The organism is Stenotrophomonas sp. GQ19, assembly GCF_059758695.1.
In genome coordinates, this window is sequence record NZ_JCAXES010000003.1 from 218,328 (window position 1) to 241,169 (window position 22,842).

Consider the following 22,842-nt stretch of genomic DNA (forward strand, 5'->3'; position numbering starts at 1 on the left):
CGTCATGGTCATCACTGCCGCACGCATCCTGTATCGCACTATCGCCAGTTCTTCGACGTCACCGGTCTCCAACAAGGTGCGCAAGGAGGTGCGGATCGACAGGCCGCGCGACGTCCTCCATCTGGATCCTGTTGCGCTGGCCCCGCAGATCCTGGATGAAGATGAGCGCCCCGTAGAGGGCTCGACCGAGCCCCATGCCATCCCGTACAAACACCCGATGGTCAAGGTGGCCCCGCATACCAACCGCATTGCCCATCGCGAGCTGAAGATCCGTGTCTGGAGCGAGGGCCGCCCGGACAACCACCATCAGGGCAAGACAGTGACATGGTCCATGGCGCCGCTATTCGTGCCGCCGGGCGAGGAAGGTCAACCCGCCCTTGATCCGGTGTTCCGAGGGAGTTGGGCGCATGCCGTTGCCGAACAGCGTGACCGCTTTACTGCGCCGGATGAACTGAGCGCGGTGGGATTCACCCGGCTCAGTCAGGAATACGCCACGACTACGGTGGATGAGACCGGGCATACGGCAATCCGCATCAACCTGGCACCGGTCGCATTCAATGCCGCTCGCATCAGTGTGCAACTTGAAGGGTCGGCGGCTGCGGTGGATGTGATTGATCTGGAAGTTCCGGGGATTATTGTGATTGACCCGGGGCATGGGGGTACACAGAACAAACCTGGCTCTTCGGCCAACAACGCAACATCGCATACCAGCGGTGTCCTTGAGAAGCAGCTGACCCTGGATTTTGGACTACGCACAAAGAGCGCACTGCGTGCGCTACGTACTAATGAAAACCGGAATGTTCGAATTCATTTAACGAGGTCTGACGACGAAAGCAAAGCCGGGATAGCCCGCGCCAATGTAGGCCGAGAAACCGGCGCCGACATACTACTCAGCATCCACTTCAACGGAGCAAATGGGATCGCAAGAGGGACAGAAACGCTGATCCGCCCCCGGAACGACAACGTCAATTTTGCCGAAGACACCGCACTAGCCGAAAGAATCAACGATGCGACCTACGGAGCCATCCTCACCCATGACGCGGGTGCAAGAAATCGCGGAGTAAAGTCAGAGAGGCAGCTTGCGGTTCTGAGTGACCCTGAGCTTGGAAACACCGTTACTTATCATCCGCTTCGCGCTGTACTGCTGGAAGTAGAGTTCATCGACCACCAAGCCGTAGATGAACTCCTTAGCATCAACAGTGGCTACGAGCAGGTCCGGCAAGACATATGCGACGCCATCGCAGTTGCACTACTTGAAGATCTGAGGTGTAACCAATGAAAGTGCCGTCCCCACCCAGTCACGCACTGCGGTGCCTCAGCCTGATCCCTGCAGTTCTTATAGCCTGCACCCTGCAGTCGTTTGCCGTAGCAGCAACTGTAGAAAGGTCGATCGACATGGCACCGCCTTCCGAAGCGCGCTCGAAGCAGCTTGCTGTCCCCTACACACTGCAGCCTGAGAAGCTCCGTGAGACCTCGCGGCCCGTCCAGAAGTCGAAACTATTCAGACTCCTCGCGACCGGATCTGCACAAGCACGAATCGTCAACGTAGATGGTGAGGTAGTCAGGTCATCCGCGCCAAGAGCAAGCATCCAGAGCTTGCAGATCAGCCCTGACGAAGGCTGGTTCCTTGTGGGGGTGGGCAACTCTGGATACTCGGTTGTGTCTGCAGGGTCGCTGGTTGATATGGCTAGGCCGCCAACGCATCCGGAGGCCCCCGAAGACGCCACAGACTTCGAGTGGAAGATTCTAGACAACAACCACCTCATCGGGCAGGCCGACCTCCCTTCGCTGGACACCGAAGGCCTGACGGCAGCCGAGGTGGAGTCGCTTCCTCCCCGGGACACACTGATTTACCTGTACACCATCTCCACCAACACCATGACCCCCATCCAGGTCGACGACACACTCTCTCGTCCATTCCATATCACAGGCGTCACCGACGGCCAGGTCGAGCTGCTGCACTACGTCACTTCGGAGATATTTGGCGCGCGGATTGTCCCGGTTCCCGCCCAGTGACCTTCGCAGCCGCGGGTCACTGGGCGTTGCAGCCCGTCCGCAAACCCGTCAATCGTCGCCCTGGTCCTTGCGCTCCGGGCGCCGGGTTTCCGCGTCATGGATGGCCTGGTCGGTCTGGCCCGGGCGCTGTTTGGCCACTTCGTCCTGCTTGCGGTCCTGCTGGGCTTCCTTGGTGCCTTCCTGCTGGCCCTGCTGCTTGTCGTTGCTGGTCATGCTGGGTACTCGCTGTGGCCGTGTCACGGGGATAGCTGCCAGGCTAGCCAGCGCGGGGTGATGCGCCGGTCACGGACCCGTGTGGGCCATGGCAACGCCGCTGCGCTCGAACGCACCTGCCCCCACACCGCACCGCTCAGTCCAGCTTGACCACCAGCTTGCCGAAGTTGCGCCCCTTGAGCAGGCCGAAGAATGCCTCCGGTGCCTGCGCCAGACCCTCGACGATGTCTTCGCGGTACTGCACCTTGCCCTCCTGCAGCCACCGCGCCATGTCCGCCAGGAACGCCGGGAACAGCGCGTTGAAATCGGACTGGATGAAGCCGCGCACGGTGAGCCGCTGGCGCAGCACCTGGCTCATGAAGCCCGGCAGCCGGTCCGGCCCGGGCAGCACCGCGCCGCGTGCGTTGTAGGTGGCAATGGTGCCGCACACCGGAATGCGCGCGAAGTCGTTGAGCAGCGGCACCACGGCCTCGAAGACGTGGCCGCCGACATTCTCGAAGTACACGTCGATGCCGTTGGGAACCGCTGCTTGCAGGCGGGCAGCAAAGTCGTCGGCACGATGGTCCAGGGCCACGTCGAACCCCAGCGTTTCCAGATAGCGGCGCTTCTGCTCGCCACCGGCAATGCCCACCGTGCGCGCGCCCTGCAGCTTGGCGATCTGCCCCACCGTGGCGCCGACCGGGCCGCTGGCGGCGGCCACCACCAGCGTCTCGCCGGGCTGCAGCCTGCCGATCTCCTGCAGGCCGGCATACGCGGTAAAGCCGGGCATGCCATACACACCCAGTGCGGTACTGACCGGCAAGCCGGTGTCGCCCAGTGTGCGGGTGATGCTGTCACCGTCCACCACCGCGTGGGTCTGCCAGTTGCCCGTGGCCACGACCCGCTCGCCGACGGCAATGCCGGGATGGTTGGAGGCAATCACCTCGGACACCGTGCGCCCCTCCATCACCGCATCTACAGCCACCGGCGCGGCATACGAGGGGCCCTCTTCCATGCGACCGCGCATGTACGGATCCAGCGACAGCCAGCGGTTGCGCAGCAGCACCTGGCCCGGACCCGGCGTCGGCACGGCGACCTGCTCCAGGCGGAAGTTGGCGGCAACCGGTTCGCCCTGCGGCCGCGAGGCCAGGACCACGCGGGTGTTGGTAAGGTCGTTCATCGATGGGCAACTCCATGACAGTGTGTGCTCACGGTAGTCGCTGGCGAGGTGCCTGGGGTGGGGGTAAAACAGCGTTCCATCCGTGCGCTGGCCGCGCGGCACCGCCAGCCCCTGCCCCACCTGCATCGGCAGTACCGATGCGACAACAGCATTCCACTGGCCGCCCCGTGCCAGCCTGCCGTGGCCACCGGGACGCCGCGTGGCGCATCATGGCGCGATGATCGCCCTCGCCCACCACGTTCGCGCCAACGCCGCGCGCTATCTGCTGCTGTTGATGTCGGCCACCACCGCGCTTGGTCTGGGGCTGTGGGTGGTGCTGGCCACCGAGCCGGGCTGCCTGGCCGCGCAGGGCCATTGGTCGGGCAGTGGCCTGTGCCATACGCGGCTGTGCCTGCTGCAGGGTGACTGCGGGGAGATGGCCACGCCGGTGATCGGTTGCGCACACGTCCGGCCCGGCGACTCCCGCGGCAAGGTGTACTTCCACCTGGGCAACCCGCTGCCCGGCGCACCGGCACTGGCGCACTGGCAGGCGTTCAAGGAAGGCGACGGCATCATCGAAGCGCGCTTCGAGGGTGATCGGCTGGTCAGCCTGGCCTGCCCGCTGGCGAAGTAGCCGACGCGCGTGCCCGAAACCGGGCTCAGCCGTTCAACCCTACCGCCTCACGCAGCTCGAACGGTGCCTCGCATTGTGTACAGCGTGAGCTGCCGAACAGCAACCGTAGCGTGTCGACGAATCCGTCGCGGTGCGCGCGTGCCATCTCCAGCAGCCAGCGCTCCGACTCGGCGGCCGGATCACCGGCCCCCGCTTCGATCACCGCCGTGCGCACCGCCCCGCCCCCGATCCACTCCTCGTGCGTGACGAAGGCCTGCGGCGGGTCGATGACGATGTACAGATCGGCCTGGCAGGCCGGGCACACGCCCGACAGTTCGCCTTCCAGCACGCCGGCCAACGCGCGCGACCAGACCCGTTCCCCACCGAACGCCAGGTGGGCCTGCAGCAGGTGCAGGAACGACGCGTCGGGCAGGTCGTCCTGGGCAACCTCGCGCAGGGTCTGCGCGGTGCAGTCCTGCAGCAGCGGCAGTAGCTGCGGATGGCCCGGCACCTGCACCGGCGCGCTGTCGGCATGGCTGACGATGGCGCCCGCCAGCACCAACGGCTCGATCCGCTGCGCCGGCACCGCGTTCAGCGCGGCACGCAGCAGATACGGAAGCGCCTGCAGGCTGGCCGAGTACACCGTGGACTGGTGGCACAGGTGTGACCACAGCACATCCCAGTCCACCTCGCCCGTGCCCGCATCCAGGTCCTCCAGCATCGCGCCCACGGTGTCGGCGCTGCCGTAGGCATCGTCCAGTGCGTTCCAATCGGGCATTGCCGTGCTCCAGCGTGTGCAGGGGTAGCCCGACAGTGTGCGACGGTCAGCGTGTTCGCCGCCACTGCAACGGGCTGATCCCCATTTCCACCCGGAACATGTAGTTGAACGCGGACGCCGATGCATAGCCCAGCTCGTGCGCGATCACGGTGGGTGAACGCCCCTGCGCCAGCCATTCGATCGCACGCAGCAGGCGCAGCCGCGTACGCCACGCGCGCAGGGTCATGCCGGTCTCACGCTCGAAGTGCCGCGCCAGCGTGCGCGTCGATGCACCCAGCCGGTTGGCCCAGTACGCCATGTCGCGCTCGTCGCCGGGGTGGTCGTGCAGGGACTGGCACCAGCGCTGCAGGCGCGCATCCTGCGGCCACGGCAGGTGCAGCGTGTGGCGCGGCTGGCGGCGCAGCTGGGTGGAGATCAGGCGGCACAGCGTGAGGTAGTAGTCAGGATCGTGGTCGGCGGTGGTGCGGTCCAGTTCCACGATCAGTTCGCGCAGCAATGCCGACACCTCCAGCACCACGCAATGGTCGGGCATGCCCAGCGCCGCGTCGTCGGCCACATAGAGGTTGCGGAAGGCCGCCGCGCCCAGGGCGCCGGTGTGGTGCAGCATGCCGGTGGGCACCCACAGCGCCTGCTGCGGGGTGATCACATGGCGCGCGTGCGCGGCACTAACCTGCAGCACACCGTCGGTGGCGAACACCAGCTGGTTCCAGGGATGCGCGTGTGGTGGAAAACGCTCGCCGGCGGCCAGCTGCTGGCTGCGCGCCACCACCGGCCACGGCAGCTGCCGCAGCGCCGGTACCGGGACTTCGCGCCAGGGCGGCACCTGCGTGGACGGCCGGGATTGTCGCTTGGTCGACATGATGGGTCATTCTATCGAAAGACAGTCAGGCCCCGTGCGCTGAGGATGGGCCAACCCCCTGCTGCCTGCCGCCATGCCCGTCCTCCCCTCTGCTGCGCCCGCACGCCGCCCCTGGCAGGTCATCGGCGCCGGCATCTGCGCGCTGGTGCTTACCGTAGGTCTGGCCCGCTTCGCCTACACCCCGTTGCTGCCGCTGATGCGGGTGGACGCCGGGCTCAGCGCTGCCCAAGGCGGCTGGCTGGCCACCTTCAACTACCTGGGCTACCTGCTGGGCACGCTGCTGGTGGCGCGGGTGGGCGACATGCGGCAGAAGTTCCACTTCTACCGGGTGGGCCTGGTGCTGGCCGTGCTGGCCACCGGGCTGATGGGGCTCACCACTACGCCCTGGCTATGGAGCCTGCTGCGCTTCGTGGCGGGCCTGTCCAGCACGGCCGGGCTGCTGCTGGCCTCGGGACTGGTGCTGAACTGGCTGCTGGCACAGGGCCTGCGCCCGCGGTTGGGCCTGCATTTTGCCGGGCTGGGGCTGGGCATCGCGGTGTCCGGTATGGCCACCGCTGCGCTGGCCGGGCATGCCAGCTCCAGCGGCCAATGGATCTGGCTGGCCGCCCTGGGGGTGCTGTTCCTGGTGCCGGCCTGGGCGTGGATGCCTGCGCCGGCGGCGGCATCTGCCCAGGCCACGGGCACCGCGCCCACCCCGCCCGGCCGGCGCTGGCGCTACCTGCTGGTCGCCGCCTACTTCTGCGCCGGCTTCGGCTTCGTGGTCAGCGCCACCTTCATCGTGGCCATCCTGGAACAGACCGCCGTGTTTGACGGCCATGGCAGCGCGGTTTGGGTGCTGGTCGGGCTGGCCGCCGTGCCCTCCACCTTCGGCTGGGACCGGCTGGCGGCGCGGCTGGGCCTGATCCGTGCGCTGATGCTGGCTTTCGCGCTGCAGGCGGTCTCCTTCGTGTTGCCGCTGCTGGATGACGGGCTGCTGGCCGGGCTGGGCAGCGCCGTGCTGTTCGGCCTCACCTTCGCCGGCATCGTCAGCCTCACCCTCACCGTGGTCGGCCGCCATTACCCACGCAACCCCGCCAAGGCGATGGCCAACCTGACGTTGAGTTACGGCGTGGCGCAGATCCTGGCCCCGGCACTGGCCGGCACCCTCGCCCGCGACAGTGGCTCCTACCAGGCATCGTTGCTGCTGGCCGCGGTGATCATGGCCATCGGCATCGTGCTGCTGTGGTGCATGCCCGACGACACGCACTGAGCGCAGCGCGCGAGGTGCGGACTGAACCGATGTTCATGCGCACGGCACCGCGCACGGGCACGCCGGATCAAGCACTTGCAGGCCTTCGCGCGAGGCCTGGCAACAAATGTGAAATTTTTTTCGCGAAACGCTTGCCGAACCCTGCATACCTCCGTATTATTCGCGTCCTCGCCAGCGGCAACGCAGCGATGAAGTGGCCGAGTAGCTCAGTTGGTAGAGCAGGGGATTGAAAATCCCCGTGTCGGCGGTTCGATTCCGTCCTCGGCCACCATGATTTAAGGGTTCTCAGCAATGAGAGCCCTTTTTTCTTTTTGAGTTGCACGGAATTTGCACGGATTGCGCGGCGCACTGCGGCGACACCGCTGTCTATACTCAGGGCCGCCCATAACGTCAGGAAGACTGCCATGTCTGGAACAGCTTTGGCTGCGATTGGAGAGGCCTTCGCCGTGGTCACCCGCCTGCGCGAAATCAACAAGAAGATCGGTGACTCGGAATTCAGCGCCCTCCTAGCTGATCTGCAACTTGAGCTATCCGAGGCGAAGGCACGTATTGCCGATCTGCTGATCGAAAATTCAGAACTCCGCACCAAGCTCTCTGGCCTTGAGAAGGCTGCAGCAGTTGTAGATGAGATGACCTTCGATGGTCAGGTCTACCGCAAAGAAAACGATGCGAGCGCCTATTGCCCCACCTGTTTCGATTCGGATGGAAAGGCAATCCGCCTAAACGCCTTGGCGGCACCGCTGAATCGGATTGCGCAGTACAGCTGCGGCAAATGCAGTTCGAGTGTTTCTTGGCCTGCGCGAGGCTGGCGTTGACCCCTACCATGTCAAGGTCGGGGAAGATCAACAAAAACAACGACTAAGCTGATCACCCGCGATCACTTGCGCTCTATGGGAATCAATGACTTACCTAGGGGCTGGGGTCAGTTCGGGGTCAGCCGGGGTCAGTTCAATCACGCCATCTGTTAGTAATTGTACTAATCCGGCCTAATCACGGCGAAAGATCCGCCATGCCTCGAGCGCCCACTATGCAGCCCCTCGCCCCCCCCGCACGCACGCACGTTAGCCATGCTCGACGGCGAAGGCCCGCGTAAGGCGACGCCGGTCTACTATCAACTCGACCATCTGGGCACACCGCAGGAATTCATCTACGGTGGCGAGATCATGTGGTCCGCGAAATATCGCGCCTACGGCAACCTTGCCGCGTTGGACGTCAGCGAAATCGACAACCCGCTGCGGTTTCAGGGTCAGTATTTTTATGCCGAGACATAGCCCACACCCAGAGCAACCTATAGACCGGGAACTTTTCAAGAAAGAAGTTCCACAATACTTGGAAGACCGAGCGGCCGAGGCTTCGAAATGATCCCTAGTGAATTAGTAAAACTCATTGAGAAACAACCTGGGGACATTCATCGGATAGATAAAAATTCCGTCTTGAAAGAACTGGCAGTGCTAGGAATCGAGCCCAGCAGTGAACTGGCCGAGTTTTTTTTAAACTACACCATAACCTTTTTCAAAAGCAGCTCTTCAGATGAGGAACTATGTGACATCGCCGACCCAAGTAATGAAATAGAGGTCGGCACAGATTTCATTCAGGAGGTGTGGGAGCTTCCAGAAAATTTCATTTGCCTTACTAATGTTCAGGGCGAAGGATGCTACCTGTACGACAAAAACAGCGGCGAGGTTTTAGATTTTAGCCTGGCTAAGCGAGACGAGTTCTTGGCTGGCACAGTGCAAATAAAATGGAGTAGTTTTTTCGAGTTCCTGACTTGGTATCTCGTTCGGGGTAACGCTGGCGCGGACCCAGCGCGAGCTGCAGGGTCATCCTTGCATGGAGCTGGAAGAAGTGGAGCCGAATCGGCAGCAGATCATGGTCAGCCGGTCATTCACAGACCGGGTGGATGACCATGAAGCCGTGGCCCAGGCGCTGGCCACCTTCGCGGTGCGGGCTTGCGAGAAACTGCGCGCCCGTGGCCTGGTCACCGCCGGCGGCTTGCGCGGCTCGAGCGCTTCCTTGACCCGCTCCAGTTCCCTCGTCCCCGCCTCGGCCAAGCGGCGGGCCTGTTGCTGCTGCTCGCGGGTTGGCGGCAGCCCAGGCATCGGTGGCGGCGGCTGAATCGGGGTATTGTCCGTCAGCCAGGCGACGGCCTCACGCAGAGGCAGGTCGGGTTAGAGCCTAGCGGCGCACCAGCGTTCGGCGTAGCGCTTTGCCTGCCGGACGTTGGTCGCGCGTACTTCCTTCACGTGCCACATCTTCTGGCCTTCCATCCACAAGCGCACCCCGGGGCCGCCATCGGGCGTGACGCTGGCCGTCTCCCGGCCGTTGTACCAAAGCACCCAGCCCTCCCCATCTGGACCCAGCCAGAGGGGATCGGGGTGGTGCGGAAGCCTTGGTAGCCGTGCGAAGGAGGCATGGCCGGAAGGATACGGTGAGCGTCGCAAAGGCTGCGACAAGCGCCGGCCTACAACCTGAAGCTTTCGAATTTCGCTACACCCAAGCAGGCTCGGCGACAGGCTGAACCATCGAGCCAAACAGCTCATACAGCGACCGGCGGTACGGCGCTGTCCACCTGTTGCCCGAAGCATGCCCCGGGCCTTCACGGAGAACTCACGCCTCCCATAGCCTACTCCCGCGTGACTTGCAACCCTGACATTCCGTCACCGCGCTTCACACTTTTACAACTTCTTGTATAGCTTCGCAGGAGCTTATGGAAGACCATCAGCTCCAGTTTTTAACAACATCTGGAGCTGAATTTTGCGAACCCATCTTCTGAACGCAAAGCGGACCGCGTTGGTTACCGCTATTGTTTCCTGCCTGCTGGCTGCCGCGCCGGCGGTCTCCGCCCGTAACCTGAACGGTGGCTCTGCGACGGTTGGAGCCGGCGATCCGAAGGAGACCTGGACCCTCACCAACAATGCAACGTTGAATGTTGTAGCTGGCGGGATCACGGGCAACGTTGTAGCAACTGGGTCTAGAGTATTCATCACCGATGGCGTGGTCGACACTGCCTCTGAAGGCATAGGATTGCGAGCCGGTAGCACCGGCACGTTTACACGCGCCACAATCAATTCTGGCTCACGCGCATTGCAATTGGAGGGCGGTGCGGTCGGAGCCACGGCAACGCTCACCGCCAGCAATGTTACGGGTAATAGTGACGTTGGCTTCGGCGCGGTGGTTGCGACAACCAATATTTCTTCGCTGATTATCGAGAACACCAGCATCACCGACTCGGCTACCAGTGGCGCCTGGTCGAATGCAGCTTTGGGTGTCTTTGGGGGATCGATCGCATTGACGGCCGGTAGCAATGCCACCGGCGACGCGACGGGCGCATGGATCTACAATGATAGTCCGTCGGCCCCGACAGATCGCCTCTCATTGACCGTGAGTGATTCGACGCTCACGGGGACTAAGGGGGCCGCAATTCTGGTCGGCGGCCTTGCAGAGCGCTATACGACTGCCGCGGATATCCTGATCGAGAAGAACGCCAACCTCATCTCCGGCAATGGCCGGTTGCTCGAGGTGAGCAAGAATTCGAGCGCTGTGCTTACGATCGATGACAGCCGATTGAGCGGGGGGTTGGTCGTTCTGGATACCAGCCGCGCCGACGTCGTGCTGCAGAATAATGCAGCGCTGACTGGCTACACGACCAATGTAGCCTCGATGTCCTTGTCAAATGCTAGTTGGCAGCTCACCGAAGATTCCGATGTGGGACAGTTAGCCGTGGGCAGTGGTGCCACCGTCGCGCTGGGTGACGGCAGCGCGTTCAATACCCTGACGGTGCAAGGGAACTACACCTCGAACAACGGCAATTTGGTCATCCATTCGGTGCTTGGCGGCGACGCTTCTCCTGGGGATCGTCTGGTGGTACAGGGTGACACTTCGGGTAACACGAATGTCCGGGTAATCAATGTCGGAGGCGCTGGCGCGCAGACGGCCAACGGCATTCAAGTGGTCCAGGTGGACGGAGCCTCCAATGGCACATTTGCGCTGTCAGGGCGTGCCGTGGGCGGGCTATACGATTACTTCCTATTCAAGGGTGGCAAAACCGATCCCAACGATGGTGACTGGTATCTCCGGTCACAACTGCAGACGCCGCCGGATCCCTGCCTTGCTGACCCCTCTCTGCCTGGCTGCCAGATCGTGATTCCCGATCCCTGTGAGATCGACCCATCGCTGCCGCAGTGCGGACCTGTAGTTCCTGTGCTGCGTCCCGAGCCGGGCGCCTACCTCGCCAACCTCCGTTCGGCGGAAATGATGTTCAGGACGGACTACCACAGCCGACACGCCGGTCAGAACCATGGGCGCGGCTGGGCGCGGGTCGACGGAAACCGCAACTCCTACGACGCGCTGAACCGGCAATTGGATATCACTGGGAACAGCCAGGCCTTGCACGTCGGCATGGACATCATGAGCAATGAGGCCGGTAGCGGCTTCGGCTTGATGCTGGCATCGGGCAATGCCACCAGCACCACCAAGTCTAACCTGACCGCTTACAGCGCCCGTGGCAAAGTCCGCGGTGAGGCCTTGGGCGTCTATGGCACGATTCGCGCCCTCGGGACCGACGATCCGTACGCAGGCTTGTATGTCGATGGCTGGGTCCAACGCCAGCAGTTCCGAAACAAGGTCGAAGGTGACGGCCTTACCACGGAGCGCTACGACAGCAAGGCTTGGCAAGGGTCTGTCGAAGCCGGTTATGCGTTCCGCGTAACGGGTGACGCTGCACGGGGAGGAATCTATCTCGAGCCGCAGCTGCAGGTGGGGTACACCGATATGAACAGCGATACTCATATTGAGGAAAATGGAACCATCGTCGAGGCTCAGAAGGCCGGCGGGATGTTCGCTCGCGCCGGGCTGCGGCTGTCGGGTGTCTCCCGCTGGTCGGGCACGGCCGCACAGGTTCAGCCTTACCTTAAGGCTGACTGGCTTTACAACAAGCGGGATGAGGCGTTGCTGTTCGACAACGAGCTTGTCGACAATCGAATTCCCGCTTCCCGACTGGAAGTTGGTGCCGGCGCCAGTATCAAATTTTCCACTGGTTTTGGTGCGTGGGCCGGCCTGGCCATCCAGCACGCTTCCGAGTACCGCTCCACAAGCGCTCAGCTCGGCATGAGCTACAGCTGGTAAGACTGCGGAGGGCGGGAGCGATTTGCTCCCGCCCTCGCTATCCAACCAAAGAACAAGGCTGGCGAAATGCAAAAAGACTTCGGTGTTGAAGAAACAGCCGAGCGACTGAACTCACAAGAACTCATGATCCAGGGCCTCCGCGGGCATGTAATGGCGATGGACCACGCAGTGCGCCTGTTGATTGCAGGATGCCCCGATATCGAGATCATCCGCTCTGCTTGGGCCGGCATTAGCGCGGACCTTGCGGCTTCGAGGGAGCACTCCGCCTCGGCCGAAGGCGTCATCTACAACCAAGCGCTGTTACAGTGCACGGACCGAATAGCCAAACAGCTTAACGTTTCGATTGATATCCGCGCCGTGACTGGTGATGGAATGTGCTAACTGACGGATTCCTCAACGTTTCAATGTCCGCCCCTGAGGTGACCCGCAGGTGCTGTCCGTTGAGCGAAAGCAAATTTACCGCACCCGATTGCCCAACCCTGCAAACGGCCGTCGAATTCACCAAATCTCCATACTGATCGACCGTTTGCAGGCCTTGCCCGAACCCCCAAGAAACGCAGCGAAACTCGATATCACATGAATGAGATTGAGCTACAGGGATGACAGCAAGCATGGGCTCGCGCGACGACAATCGCAGAGCACCACTACACGCCTCAAAAACGGCATCATCCGTGGGCCAGTCGGAGTCACCTGAAACTGGAACCATCACCGCGATGAGTGCGGCACACGATGCCGCAACCTTTAACGCCGTTGCCCGGTCTCGACGGCGTACCGACCGCTGCTGAATGTCTGCCTGCATTGGGATACCGAGTAGGTCGTTGGTAAAAAGTGCGGAATTATCCCTTAGCGCTCTCTCGGCCGCTATGCAACTTGTTGTACTCGTTAGGACACGGGCTACTTTTAAGCCCAAGGTCGCCTCGTGTCTAGACGGCGTTCACAAAAATGGGCGCCGAAGTAACGATCACGCGCCTACCTTGGTATTTCAGATCAACCGAGGAAGACCCGATATGACGATCAAGACCGCAGAAGACCTGTTCATCCACGAACTCTCTGATCTCTACAGCGCTGAAAAGCAGATGGCCAAGGCGCTGCCCCGCCTCGCACGCGCGGCGACGAACCCCAAGCTGTCTGCTGCATTCGAGCTGCACCTTGAAGAAACTCAAGGGCAGATCGAGCGTATCGACCAGGTGGTCGAGCTGCTCGGCATCCGCCTCAAGCGCATCAAGTGCGCTGCGATGGAAGGCCTGGTGGAAGAGAGCAAAGAAGCCATCGACAGCATCGAAAAAGGCCCTGTGCTTGATGCTGCGCTGATCGGCGGCGCACAGAAGGTGGAGCATTACGAGATCGCGTCCTACGGCACTGTTGCTGCCATGGCAAAGCAGTTGGGCTACAAGGCTGCGCTGCCGTTGCTGCTGGAGACGCTGGCCGAGGAAAAGGCCACTGACGATAAGCTGACCTTGATCGCAGAGGGCGGCGGCAACGAAAAGGCCTCGAAGGCGGCGTAGGGCTTCAAACGGGGGGCTGCGGCTACGCAGCTCCCTCGTCGTGAGCTACTTACTGGGGCTGCTCAGCATCTTCCACCGCAGTGAACTTGTAGACCTTGCCCACCACTAGGCCAGCGGCATCGGCCGGCGGCACCGTCATGCTGATTTGCGGCACACCGGTGGTGACCGGCACAAAGCTAAGCGTAACCACGCCGGGCTGGTCGGCGGTCTTCATTTCCATGTTGAGTTTGGCGCGAAATTCCATGTGGTATCTCCTGGTATGCGGCGGCAAGATCGCTGGCCGCCGCGTCAGCGGTTACTGCTCGATCGACACAAGCGAAAGGCTCTGTGTGATCGTCTGCTGGTCGAACGAACCAGACTGATGGGTGACGGTCTGCTCGGTGAAGCCCATCACCTCGGCGCGATACGACCGCTGGGTGGACCCATCGGCGGGGTCGTTGATGGAGATCGACCCGCCCCAGGTCGAGGTGGCCCGGTCGGGGCCGTCGAACTCGTTGAGAATTTCGACGCTGCCGCCCACCCCGAACTGCTGCCACAACACTTCCCCCTGACCGTTGAGGGTCCGGTAGACGTTGATGGTTGCCCCGTTGACGCCAGCACCCGCAACGAAGCCCTGCGAGCCCAAGGCCGTCTTGATCCGGCTGTGCCGGCGCGAGAAGCCGATCGTCACAGCCTTGTTCCGGCCGTTGGTACTGAAGAGCCCGGTGGTGACCGACGCACCCACCGTGATCGTGGTCGTTGTCTGCACCGCGTTGCGCAGCACGCCAGCGGCCAGTGACCCGCCCCAGTAGGCGTTGCCGCCGTCATCCATCCACATCGTGGCGTTGGCCTTGCTGGCCGCCGCCGCGCCTACATTGGGCCCGAAGTAGTCCACCAGGCCTTCGCCGGGCACGCCGAACCCGTTGCCGATGATCCGCTGCGAGTTGCCGCGGTAGACGCGGATGTAGCCGTTCTGCCACTCCATCCCATCGGCGCCACCCGGGGCCAGCACGCGCAGGACGTCGGCCCGGATCTTGAACTCGCTCTTGACACCGTTGTTGCGCACCTCCAACCCGGCGATGACGCCGTTCACGTCGGTATAGAGCGCAGCGCTCGCATAGCTCTCGTTCCCGCCAGCCGACCAGGGCGACGGCCCGGTCTTCTCGGGTGCCACCTGCTCCAACATCGGCCGCAGCCAACGTACAAACCGATCCTGTCCAGCGACGTGCTGGGTGGCGAGGTGAATTCGCATGGTCGCCGTGCCAGCAGGAGCATGGAACTTAGACCACAACCGCGTGTATGACTCGATGGTGCCCCCGCCACCCAGCAGGTTGGTCAGCGGGCAGGTTCCGCGGCCGATCTCGCTCCCAGCGCTATTGAGGCAGGCGACAACGAAGTAGCCGGCATAACCGGAGGCGTACACTGAGAAAACATAGGTTTTGTCACCTTCCACCGGTAGATCCACGCCCGGCCAGACATAGGAGATCCCGCTGCGATCGGCAAGGCCAGCCACGATCAGCGCGCGCATGCCAACCGGTATGCCCTGATCACTCGCACCACTGGCAAAGCCAGGCCCCTGCTGGGCGTACTTCCTCAACCCCTGCACGTCTTCAGGCGACCAGAAGCCTTCCCAGCCCGTAGTGGTGCCTACGCCTAGCGGGCCGTCGAACATCGAGTTGACGACCAGGTTTCCGCCAGCTGCCGCGTTTGCCGACACTTTGGCGTCCAACTGCAGCAGCGCCTGGGCGCTGGCCTTGCCGTCGACCTGCGCCTGCACGCTGTTGATCAGCGCTCCCTGCGCGGTGATCAGCCCACCCTGCTGGGTAACCGTCGCCGTCAACGACGACAGGCCGGCAACGTTCGCTTCACCGGTGACCTGGTCGGTCACGTCGTATAGCTCCACCCGATCGATGCGGATGGCCGCCACGTTGGGCCAGCAATATGCCGACAGCCTGACGGAGCCCACCGTGGTGTCGACCGCGTCGAAGTCCACCGTGTAGGTGGCGAAACTGGTCGTGAGGATAAGCGTCTTGTCGTTGTTGTTGGTGGCCCCCGTTTCGCGGTTCTTTCGCTCCAGCCGCATCATCAGGTTCATAGCGCCGGATACGCCGCGCGCGCGCACGACCGCCCGATAGCGCCGGATCCCGCGACTGGGGAACCACTGAGCGGTGTTCGCCGCCAGTGACGGGTTAGTAGCCGTGCTGGTCTTGTCGAGCAGGAACCCCGCCTTGCCATCACCGTTCGTCCCGCTCCACACCGGAAGCGGTGCCCCGCCTACCTGCCACCACACGGCACCGTCGGCAAAGTCGCTGTTGGGCAGCATGTTGTCGCCCACCGTGCGAAGCCCACTCAACGTGGCGCTTACGCTCGTCACCGACTGCCCCAGCGAGATCAGGGACCCTTCTGCCGCGGTTACCCGGCTGGTCAGCGCATTGGTCGCCGACGCATTCGCCGCGCCGGCAGCTGCCAGCTCGCTGCCACTCGGCATCCATGCCGTGGGCACCTCGCCTTCCTGGAACTGCAGGTTGTCGATCGTCAGATCGAGGTCACCCGGCGTCCCGGAATTGTGAGCCCGCCAGATGGCACGCGCCGCCACCGAACCGGCTGGCGCCGCGTAGGGGCTGACCAGCACGTAGCGCTGAAAGTCTGCGGTGACGGCAAACTGTACTTGGATCGTGCCGTTGCTCGCCCCGGTGGACGTAAGGAACTGGATGTACCCATCCATACGCTGGCCGGCGGTGCCGCGCGCGTACACCGTGCTGACGTACTTTTTCCCCGGGATCACCTTCGGCCGATCGGCCGCCTGCAGCTCGATCCCCAGGTAGGCACCACCATCGGCACCGGCGCGGAACATGCGCAGCGCCTTGGTCGAACCAGGCAACGGCGAATCCACGTAGCTGACGGTGAACGTTCCGCTGGAGCTGGTGACGTACCGCATGGGCACCGCCCCATCGGACGTTCGCTCTTCCAACGAGCTGTTCGGCAGCAGGTTGTCGCCGCCGATGTTCTGCAGCTGCGCGGTGATCGACGTGAGCGCCTGGCCTTGGGCGGTGACGGTTTCCCCCATGAGGGTCACCCGCCCGTCCAGCAAGCTCGTGGCTGCCGCGTTCGCGGCGACCGTGGCGGCCGTCTCGCTGATGCTGGGCATCCACTGCGTGGCAGCCTCGCCCTGCTGCAGCTGGGCGTTGTCTGCCTCCAGGGCATAGGCGCCGGCGGTGGACGTCTGTAGGCGCAGCTGGACACGCACCTCCGCTGCCCCTGCCGGGGCCACCACCGTCGGGGTGTAGGTGAAGCGGCGCCACTCGGTCGCGCTCAGGTTGAACGCCTGGCTGACGTTGGTGGACAGCGCGACACCGGCGCTGCTGTAGAACCACACGATCAGCAGTGCCGTGGCATTGGCCTCGGTGCCGCGCAGAAATGCGCTCAGGGTGTACTTCTGCCCGGGCACAGCCTTGGTTCCAACCCGAGGCGCCAAGCCGATGATCTGCACCGAGCCGCCGGCGGCGACGCCGGTTACCCGCCAGGCCTGGGCGGATCCAGGCAGCGGCGAGTCCACATAGCTGCTCACCAAGCCGGTGAGCGCCTGTGAAAACGCCGTAGTCCACCCGGTCGGGGCGGCCGTCTCGCTGGTGCGCTGCTCAAAACTACTGTTGTTGAGCAGGTTGTCACCACCGATGTTCTGCAGTGCAGCGGTCACGCTCGTGATCGCCGAACCTTGGCTGGACAAGGTATTGCCCTGCTGGGTGACCCGAGTGTCCAGCGCCGCCAGCGCTCCCGCGCTGGCTTTTCCGTCCAGCTGTGCCTTCACCGCCGTAATATCGCTGGCGTTGGCCTGGTCACCACTCACCCGCGCCTGGGCCTCGCTGGTGACACTGGCCTCGGTGGCCACCTTGCCGCTGCCGGCCGGCATGCGGGCTTCCATGGTGCTGATGCGTGCCACCTGGGCGCTGTCGGCCGCCACGCGGGCAGTGCGCTCGTCGGCGACGAAGCCCTGCGTTACCCGGGCCAGGTCGTTGCCCGTGTAGTTGCCGCGCATCTGCACGGCCAGGGTGTTGCGCTGGCTGGCCTCGGCCGCCAGTGCGGTGATCCGGGCCTGGGTTTCGTCCTGGACCAGCGCCACGCTGGCGCCAGGGGTCGGGCGGCCGATGGCCACCCAGTCGATCAGGTAGTAGCTGGACACGGTCTGCGCCGTACCCGGCTGCAACCGGATCGCGGACAAGGTGGCCGGCCACCACGTAACGTCGGCGGCATCCATGATCGCCACGCCGTCGCTGTCCCACGCCGGTTCGTCCATCACCAGACGCTTGGCGGTGTTCCATGCGCCGTCGGTGGTGGTGGTCCACTGCAGCACGCCGGCCCACGTCGGGGTGCCAACCTTGCGGATGCGCAGCTTCACGTAGCGGTACACCGCACCGTCGATTGCCAGCGCCGCCGGCGACTGCACGTAGGGATTGGCCGCGGCATTGGCCGGCCGCAGCCAGCCGTCCACCAGCGTGGGCACGCCGTTGCCGCTCCAGTCCTCCACGGTCTGGTCGAAGTACCAGATGCGCTTGCTGTCGAACTGGGTGCCGCTGCCGGCGGCCACCTCAGACAGCGCGCGCGACAACGACTCCACCTCGCTCTGGCGCGTCTGCTGCTCGGCGGTGATCGCCGCCTCGCGCGCCAGCTTCTCGTTCAACAGCCCGTCAACGCGGGCCGCAGACTCGGCGCTGATGGCGTCCATTGCCTGGCTGATGGCGGATGCGCGAGCCTGCGTCTCGGTCACCAGGTCGGCGGTGACCTTGGCGATGCCCTGGGCACGCGCGGCCGCCTCGTTGGCATCGGCCGCGATGCGGTCGGCGATCTCCTTTTCCAGCTTCAGCCGCTGCTCGACCAGCTGCTCGGTGGTGGGCACCGGCGTGGCTTCCACCACCGCGCCCTGCCCCGGCTTGCCGCGCACCGAGGCGGTGATCCGGAAGAACCACGTCTGCCCACTGCCATCGCTGTAGAGGTAGCGGGTTTCGGTGGTGCGGTAGATCTCCGTCCACGGGCCCTGCTGGGTCGGCCCACGCTCGATGATGTAGACCACCCCGGCTTGGTCGACGGCGGCCCATTCGATCAGGACGCCATCTGCCACCGGCTCCGGCGTCACGCCCTCGACAGGCGGCGTGTCCGGGGAGACGTAGATCGTCGGGAACCAGGATGCGCGCCGCGGCGCCGGCGGCGTCACCGACGGAAGCGCGCCCGCCCCGATATCGATCAGGGTGTTTTTCCTTGCCTGCATGTGAATTACCTTGCGTTGAGCGCTGTGCGCATTGCCGAACTGCTGCTGGTGCGTACGCCTGTGGTGGTGACCGACAGCAGGTCCCGGATCAGCTGGTTCTGCTCTGCCAGCAGGGCGTTGCTCTGCTGCAGCGCCGCGTTGGTTTCGGCCTGGCCCTTCCCCTCGACCACCAGGTCGAACACCGCCCGGCTGAAGTTGTCCGGCAGCGCCTCGATGGCGTCTGCCAGCTGACCCATGCTGGTGCCGTCCTCGGTGTCGAGGTTGCCCACCTTCATGCTGTCGATCAGGCCGGTCACCTGGCCATACAGGCCGTTGTAGTCCTGCCCGCTGGCGTAGAGGTTTCGACCAAAGCCCAGGGCCGCCTGTGCGGCCGCCTGCGCGGCGCTGGTGTCGCCACCGGCCACCGCATGCTCCAGCTCCTGCATCGTCTTCTGCAGCTTCTCCTGGTCGGTCAGCGCCGACAGGTCGCTGGTGTCCAACCCGTACCGCATCGCCTTCTTGTCAGCGTCGATCTGGGCCTGGAGCTTGCCCATGTTCGTCGCGCGCAACGCCTCGATCTTGGCCAGGTCCTCGGCGCGGGCACCGGACAGACCCAGCGCCTTGGCGTAATCGTTGGCCGCCTTCACCTGCTGGCGGTACGTGCGTTCAATCGTGAGCGCCTGCGACTGGTACTGGGTCAGGTCGCCGGTGAGCAGCTGGGTGCTTATGTCAGCCATCAGGCTGGCGTAGTTGCCCAGCAGGCCGCTCACCTTCTCGATCTGGGTGGCCAGGTCCGTGCCGGCCACGCTGGCCAGGTCCTGGAAGTAGTCCACCGCCTTGTTGACCTTCTCGATCTCCATCGAATTCAGCGCGCGGCCGAGCTGGTCGGCGTTGCCCACCGCCAGCGCGATGGACGCACTGAGCGCGGAGAAGACGTCGGACGCCTCGAAGTACCCATCCAACTGGCCACCAAACCCGGCCGCCTTCACCGCCTCGGTGAACAGCCTGTCGGTCATGTCGCCCAGATAGGCCTCCAGCTGCGACTTCGCCTCGGCCGAATCGGCCGACAGCTGCAGCTTGCCCAGCGATACCTTCACCCCGGCCAGCTGCCCCGACAGGTCGACGCCCAGCTGTTTGGCCAAGTCCGTCGTGGCGCCGCGCACCTGGCGCGCGACCATGTCGAAGGTGCGGTCGATGCCCGGGTCAAGTGAACCGTACTGCGTCCACTTCTTGTCGCTGCGGAACATGCCTCCCTTGGCCTTGATATCCGCGTAGGACTGGCCGTCGAACCCACCGAAGCCGTAGCTGCCGGTGAGGCCTTGCCCCGTGATCTTCGGCGCACTGCGGCCGAACAGCTTGGCGTGGATGCTGGACCCGGACAGGATCGAGGCCGTCTTGTCGCTGAGCCCCACTGCGCGGTGGGCCTTGTCGACCAAACCAACCGCACCAGCGGTGGCGATCTTGCCGGCCCAGCTCTCGCCGTTGGCAATATCCCAGCCTTGGTCGAACAGCTCGGCGTTCTTCATCATGCCGGCGACGATCCAGCCAATGATCGGCACAGCCGCCGCCGCGGTCGAACCGGCCGCTCCCGCGCCAGCTCCAGCACTGGCACCACCGCCTGCGAAGCCGGCCACATTGCTGCCGAATCCAGCCATCGAGCCGGCCGACGAGCCGACCCCAAAATATGCATTGGTGGCACCGGCGGCGGCCGTTCCCCCGCTGAACAACCCCTGCCCCTTGGACAGAATCCCGGCGAGATTGCCAACGTTCTGCCCACCACCGGCCGAGCCGTTCCCGCCGAACAGCCCCATCAGGCTATCCATGCTGAAGCCGCCGCCTTGGCTGCCCCAGTTGCTGATGCCGTCCATGATCTTGGTCTGGATCGGGATCACCAGTTTCTGCTGCAGCAGCTCCCGGGCAAGGTCGCGCAACCCCTGCTTTGCCGTGTCCTTCAGGTCATCCCACAGACCGTTGAAGTCACGCAAGCCACTGGCCGTGAAGTCGGCCATGGCGTCAGCTGCGCCATCCACGCCATGCAACACGACGTTCGCCCAGGCTTCGACGTTGGCGGCCCCTTCTTCCACCTGAAGAGACAGGGCCGCCGCCGCATCGGCGGCGTCCAGCATCGACCGTTCGTACTGCTCGTAGCTGCCCGCCCCCTTGGCCAGCGCCAGTGCTTCCTTGCTGCCGGCGGCCTCGACTGCCTTCTGCAGTTCCTGGCGCATGTCGCGCTCGTTCATCAGCTGCCGGCGGTACAGCTCGCGCGCGCGCCCGACCTTGCCGAGTATCGCCAGTTCGCCATCCAGGGTCGCCAATAGCTGCTCGGGCGAGGACAGCGCTTTCTCGACTTCTTCAGCAACTTTTGAGTACTGGAGGGCGCTCTCCGCCATCAGGACGTTGGCGTCAGCCTGGGCGATGTTGCCGCTAGCCAGCAGCCCGTTGTACTCGGCCATGCTGCCGAGGTGCTTTGCCATCGCTTCGGCCAACGGCCCATTCATGGCCCCGGCAGCTTCTTCAGCCTGGCGCCGGTATCGCGCCACTTCCTCGGCCTGACGTTTCGCATCGCCAGCCGCTTTTTCATTGGCGGCCCTGTTGATGTTGCCAGTGGGCTTGTACGCCACTTTGCCGGCCAGCTCATCCATCCACCATTGCGGGGCAGCATCCTGGATCGGACGATCCCCCTTGATTCGCGCGGTAATCTCGCGCTGCAAGGCGATCTGCTCTGCGCGCAGTCGTGCCAGCTCGCTAGCTTTCGTCTTCTTCTGGGAGTCTAGGAATGGCTCCCATTCCTCCATCATGCGCCGCCGCTGGGCGACGTGCCCGAGCTGTTCATTGAGCGCGTCATAACTGGCGTCGCTCGTGCTGCCCCCTTGGTTCAGGCTCCGAAGCTCGCGCACGCGGTTCACGTAATTGCCGAGTTGCGTCAGGCCGGTGATCAGCTCCGCAGTGAGGCCCGCCGCCCAGCCGGTGAAGGTCGCGAAGGAGGCACGGGTGTCATCGGACCCCAGCAGCTCCGTAAGCCCCGAAATCGCCGGCATAGCCTGCTCGGCCACGGTCACCTTAATGCCCTGCACTGCCAAGTCAGCCTGCACAGTCATTTCGCGCATCTTCTTGGCGGATTCCGTAAAGTCCTCGCCCATTACGGCACCGGCGGCCTCGGCCGCCGCACCCCACTGTTTGAATCCGGCGCTGTTGTTGCGCAGCAAGGGCATCAGCAATGCTGAGTCGCTGGCGATTGCCTCCATGTAGAACGTCATTTCTGACTGGGAGAGGTTGGCTCTCTCCAGGCTGTCGAAGTACAGACCCAGTGCATCCGGGCCAGACAGCTTTCGGAACTGCTCGACAGACACGCCCGCCCGCTTGGCAATGTTCTCAAAGAAGTCCGCCAGCGCGCCACCGCCCGTTTGAACGTAATCGCCGATCTTGTCTTGCGTATCTTTCAGGATATCCGCGAGCTTTTCGTGTGACACCCCGACGGTGTTGGCGCCGGCGGCCATGCGCTGAAACGTCGAAGTGGAAGTGCCCGACAACGTCGCAAGGCGATCATATTCGACGCTAAGCCGCGTCACGTCGCGCGTCCAGGCCACCATCGCAACTGACCCGGTGGTGATGCCTGCGGTGATCGCCAGGCCAATGGTAGTGCCTGCGCGCTTGGCCGACGCCTGTAGTGTGCCCATGTGCTTTTCGAAGCTTCGCGCACTCTTGCCGGCGTCTCTCTCAAAGGAGCCCGTCTTCAGCAGCAGATCGACGGTGAGGGTATACAGACTCATCAGGCGCTCCAATGAAAAAGGCCCGCCAGATGGCGGGCCTTGTGGGCATATGCGGGGTTGCTTTGATACGGATCTATTTGGCTTGGCGCTCTCGATGGTGCCTGTCAGCCTGAATCAGGCGCGCAACGACCAAGAGCAACACAGCCAGGCCAATCAGGCCGAGACCCAACGTACCCGGGGAAAGAGAGAGGTAGCCGACGACAGCCAGCGCCAGCGCGATTACCGCCAGTATGACCGCCACAGCCGGCGTTCCAGTTGCAGCAGAGCGGCCGACACCCGGCCCTTCCTGTGGATCCTTCAGCAGTTTCACCATCTGTGCGTTCCGTTGTCCGAGGTAGACGGATTGTGTCACGCAC

General features: G+C 63.8%; 18 protein-coding genes, 1 tRNA gene and 1 pseudogene. 11 read left to right on the forward strand and 9 right to left on the reverse strand.

Translation table 11 applies throughout. The features are described from left to right. Positions 1-4: 4 nt before the first annotated feature. Entirely contained in the window at positions 5-1,279 is a 1,275-nt protein-coding gene (locus tag AC6CHL_RS08150; protein ID WP_498294102.1) for an N-acetylmuramoyl-L-alanine amidase, read from the forward strand. Between the two features lie 116 nt (positions 1,280-1,395). Next, on the forward strand, positions 1,396-2,016 hold the full coding sequence (locus tag AC6CHL_RS08155) for a hypothetical protein (RefSeq protein WP_498294103.1): 621 nt from the start codon (positions 1,396-1,398) through the stop codon (positions 2,014-2,016). 48 nt (positions 2,017-2,064) lie between these two features. Here the strand turns inward: AC6CHL_RS08155 and AC6CHL_RS08160 are convergent, their stop codons facing one another. Further along, positions 2,065-2,229 (reverse strand): hypothetical protein, encoded by a 165-nt coding sequence (locus AC6CHL_RS08160; protein WP_181393970.1) that lies wholly within the window; start codon positions 2,227-2,229, stop codon positions 2,065-2,067. 136 nt (positions 2,230-2,365) lie between these two features. Beyond that, positions 2,366-3,388, reverse strand: a complete 1,023-nt coding sequence (gene curA, locus AC6CHL_RS08165; RefSeq protein ID WP_498294104.1) for an NADPH-dependent curcumin/dihydrocurcumin reductase — start codon at positions 3,386-3,388, stop codon at positions 2,366-2,368. A 217-nt stretch (positions 3,389-3,605) separates the two neighbouring features. On the opposite strand from curA, the gene AC6CHL_RS08170 reads away from it, so the two are divergent. Beyond that, positions 3,606-4,001 carry a hypothetical protein gene (locus AC6CHL_RS08170; RefSeq protein ID WP_313245761.1) on the forward strand — a complete coding sequence of 132 codons (396 nt, stop codon included), beginning with the start codon at positions 3,606-3,608 and terminating at the stop codon, positions 3,999-4,001. A gap of 25 nt (positions 4,002-4,026) precedes the next feature. On the opposite strand, the gene AC6CHL_RS08175 is transcribed toward AC6CHL_RS08170, so the two are convergent. Together AC6CHL_RS08175 and AC6CHL_RS08180 are read right to left on the reverse strand one after the other, a co-directional pair. Then, positions 4,027-4,758 (reverse strand): hypothetical protein, encoded by a 732-nt coding sequence (locus AC6CHL_RS08175; RefSeq protein WP_498294105.1) that lies wholly within the window; start codon positions 4,756-4,758, stop codon positions 4,027-4,029. Between the two features lie 46 nt (positions 4,759-4,804). Further along, positions 4,805-5,617, reverse strand: a complete 813-nt coding sequence (locus tag AC6CHL_RS08180) for an AraC family transcriptional regulator (protein WP_498294106.1) — start codon at positions 5,615-5,617, stop codon at positions 4,805-4,807. 73 nt (positions 5,618-5,690) lie between these two features. Between AC6CHL_RS08180 and AC6CHL_RS08185 the strand changes: the two genes are divergently transcribed. The 5 genes from AC6CHL_RS08185 to AC6CHL_RS08205 all read left to right on the forward strand — a co-directional run bounded on the left by AC6CHL_RS08185 (position 5,691) and on the right by AC6CHL_RS08205 (position 8,770). Then, positions 5,691-6,866 carry a YbfB/YjiJ family MFS transporter gene (locus AC6CHL_RS08185; protein ID WP_447594827.1) on the forward strand — a complete coding sequence of 392 codons (1,176 nt, stop codon included), beginning with the start codon at positions 5,691-5,693 and terminating at the stop codon, positions 6,864-6,866. Between the two features lie 195 nt (positions 6,867-7,061). Further along, positions 7,062-7,137 (forward strand) — tRNA-Phe (locus AC6CHL_RS08190). A gap of 133 nt (positions 7,138-7,270) precedes the next feature. Beyond that, complete coding sequence (locus AC6CHL_RS08195; protein ID WP_498294107.1) at positions 7,271-7,681, forward strand: coiled-coil domain-containing protein; 411 nt, start codon at positions 7,271-7,273, stop codon at positions 7,679-7,681. A 252-nt stretch (positions 7,682-7,933) separates the two neighbouring features. After that, positions 7,934-8,137 carry an RHS domain-containing protein gene (locus tag AC6CHL_RS08200; protein ID WP_498294108.1) on the forward strand — a complete coding sequence of 68 codons (204 nt, stop codon included), beginning with the start codon at positions 7,934-7,936 and terminating at the stop codon, positions 8,135-8,137. A gap of 87 nt (positions 8,138-8,224) precedes the next feature. Continuing rightward, the gene (locus AC6CHL_RS08205) at positions 8,225-8,770 is read left to right on the forward strand and encodes a hypothetical protein (RefSeq protein ID WP_498294216.1); all 546 of its coding nucleotides are present in this window, start codon (positions 8,225-8,227) and stop codon (positions 8,768-8,770) included. Positions 8,771-8,827: 57 nt separating this feature from the next. Here AC6CHL_RS08205 and AC6CHL_RS08210 read toward each other — a convergent pair. After that, a pseudogene (locus tag AC6CHL_RS08210) lies at positions 8,828-9,279 on the reverse strand (hypothetical protein); the annotation flags it as partial. 341 nt (positions 9,280-9,620) lie between these two features. Between AC6CHL_RS08210 and AC6CHL_RS08215 the strand changes: the two are divergent. The 3 genes from AC6CHL_RS08215 to AC6CHL_RS08225 all read left to right on the forward strand — a co-directional run bounded on the left by AC6CHL_RS08215 (position 9,621) and on the right by AC6CHL_RS08225 (position 13,495). Further along, positions 9,621-11,990 (forward strand): autotransporter family protein, encoded by a 2,370-nt coding sequence (locus tag AC6CHL_RS08215; RefSeq protein ID WP_498294109.1) that lies wholly within the window; start codon positions 9,621-9,623, stop codon positions 11,988-11,990. A 66-nt stretch (positions 11,991-12,056) separates the two neighbouring features. Then, the gene (locus AC6CHL_RS08220; RefSeq protein WP_498294110.1) at positions 12,057-12,371 is read left to right on the forward strand and encodes a hypothetical protein; all 315 of its coding nucleotides are present in this window, start codon (positions 12,057-12,059) and stop codon (positions 12,369-12,371) included. A gap of 626 nt (positions 12,372-12,997) precedes the next feature. Continuing rightward, the gene (locus AC6CHL_RS08225) at positions 12,998-13,495 is read left to right on the forward strand and encodes a YciE/YciF ferroxidase family protein (RefSeq protein ID WP_498294111.1); all 498 of its coding nucleotides are present in this window, start codon (positions 12,998-13,000) and stop codon (positions 13,493-13,495) included. A 49-nt stretch (positions 13,496-13,544) separates the two neighbouring features. Here AC6CHL_RS08225 and AC6CHL_RS08230 read toward each other — a convergent pair whose 3' ends face one another. The 4 genes from AC6CHL_RS08230 to AC6CHL_RS08245 form a co-directional block, all read right to left on the reverse strand. Continuing rightward, entirely contained in the window at positions 13,545-13,739 is a 195-nt protein-coding gene (locus AC6CHL_RS08230) for a hypothetical protein (protein ID WP_320489749.1), read from the reverse strand. A gap of 51 nt (positions 13,740-13,790) precedes the next feature. Further along, positions 13,791-18,737, reverse strand: a complete 4,947-nt coding sequence (locus tag AC6CHL_RS08235) for a hypothetical protein (protein WP_498294112.1) — start codon at positions 18,735-18,737, stop codon at positions 13,791-13,793. A gap of 5 nt (positions 18,738-18,742) precedes the next feature. Next, on the reverse strand, positions 18,743-22,486 hold the full coding sequence (locus AC6CHL_RS08240) for a phage tail protein (RefSeq protein WP_498294113.1): 3,744 nt from the start codon (positions 22,484-22,486) through the stop codon (positions 18,743-18,745). A gap of 73 nt (positions 22,487-22,559) precedes the next feature. Next, entirely contained in the window at positions 22,560-22,799 is a 240-nt protein-coding gene (locus tag AC6CHL_RS08245) for a hypothetical protein (RefSeq protein ID WP_313244067.1), read from the reverse strand. Positions 22,800-22,842 lie beyond the last annotated feature (43 nt).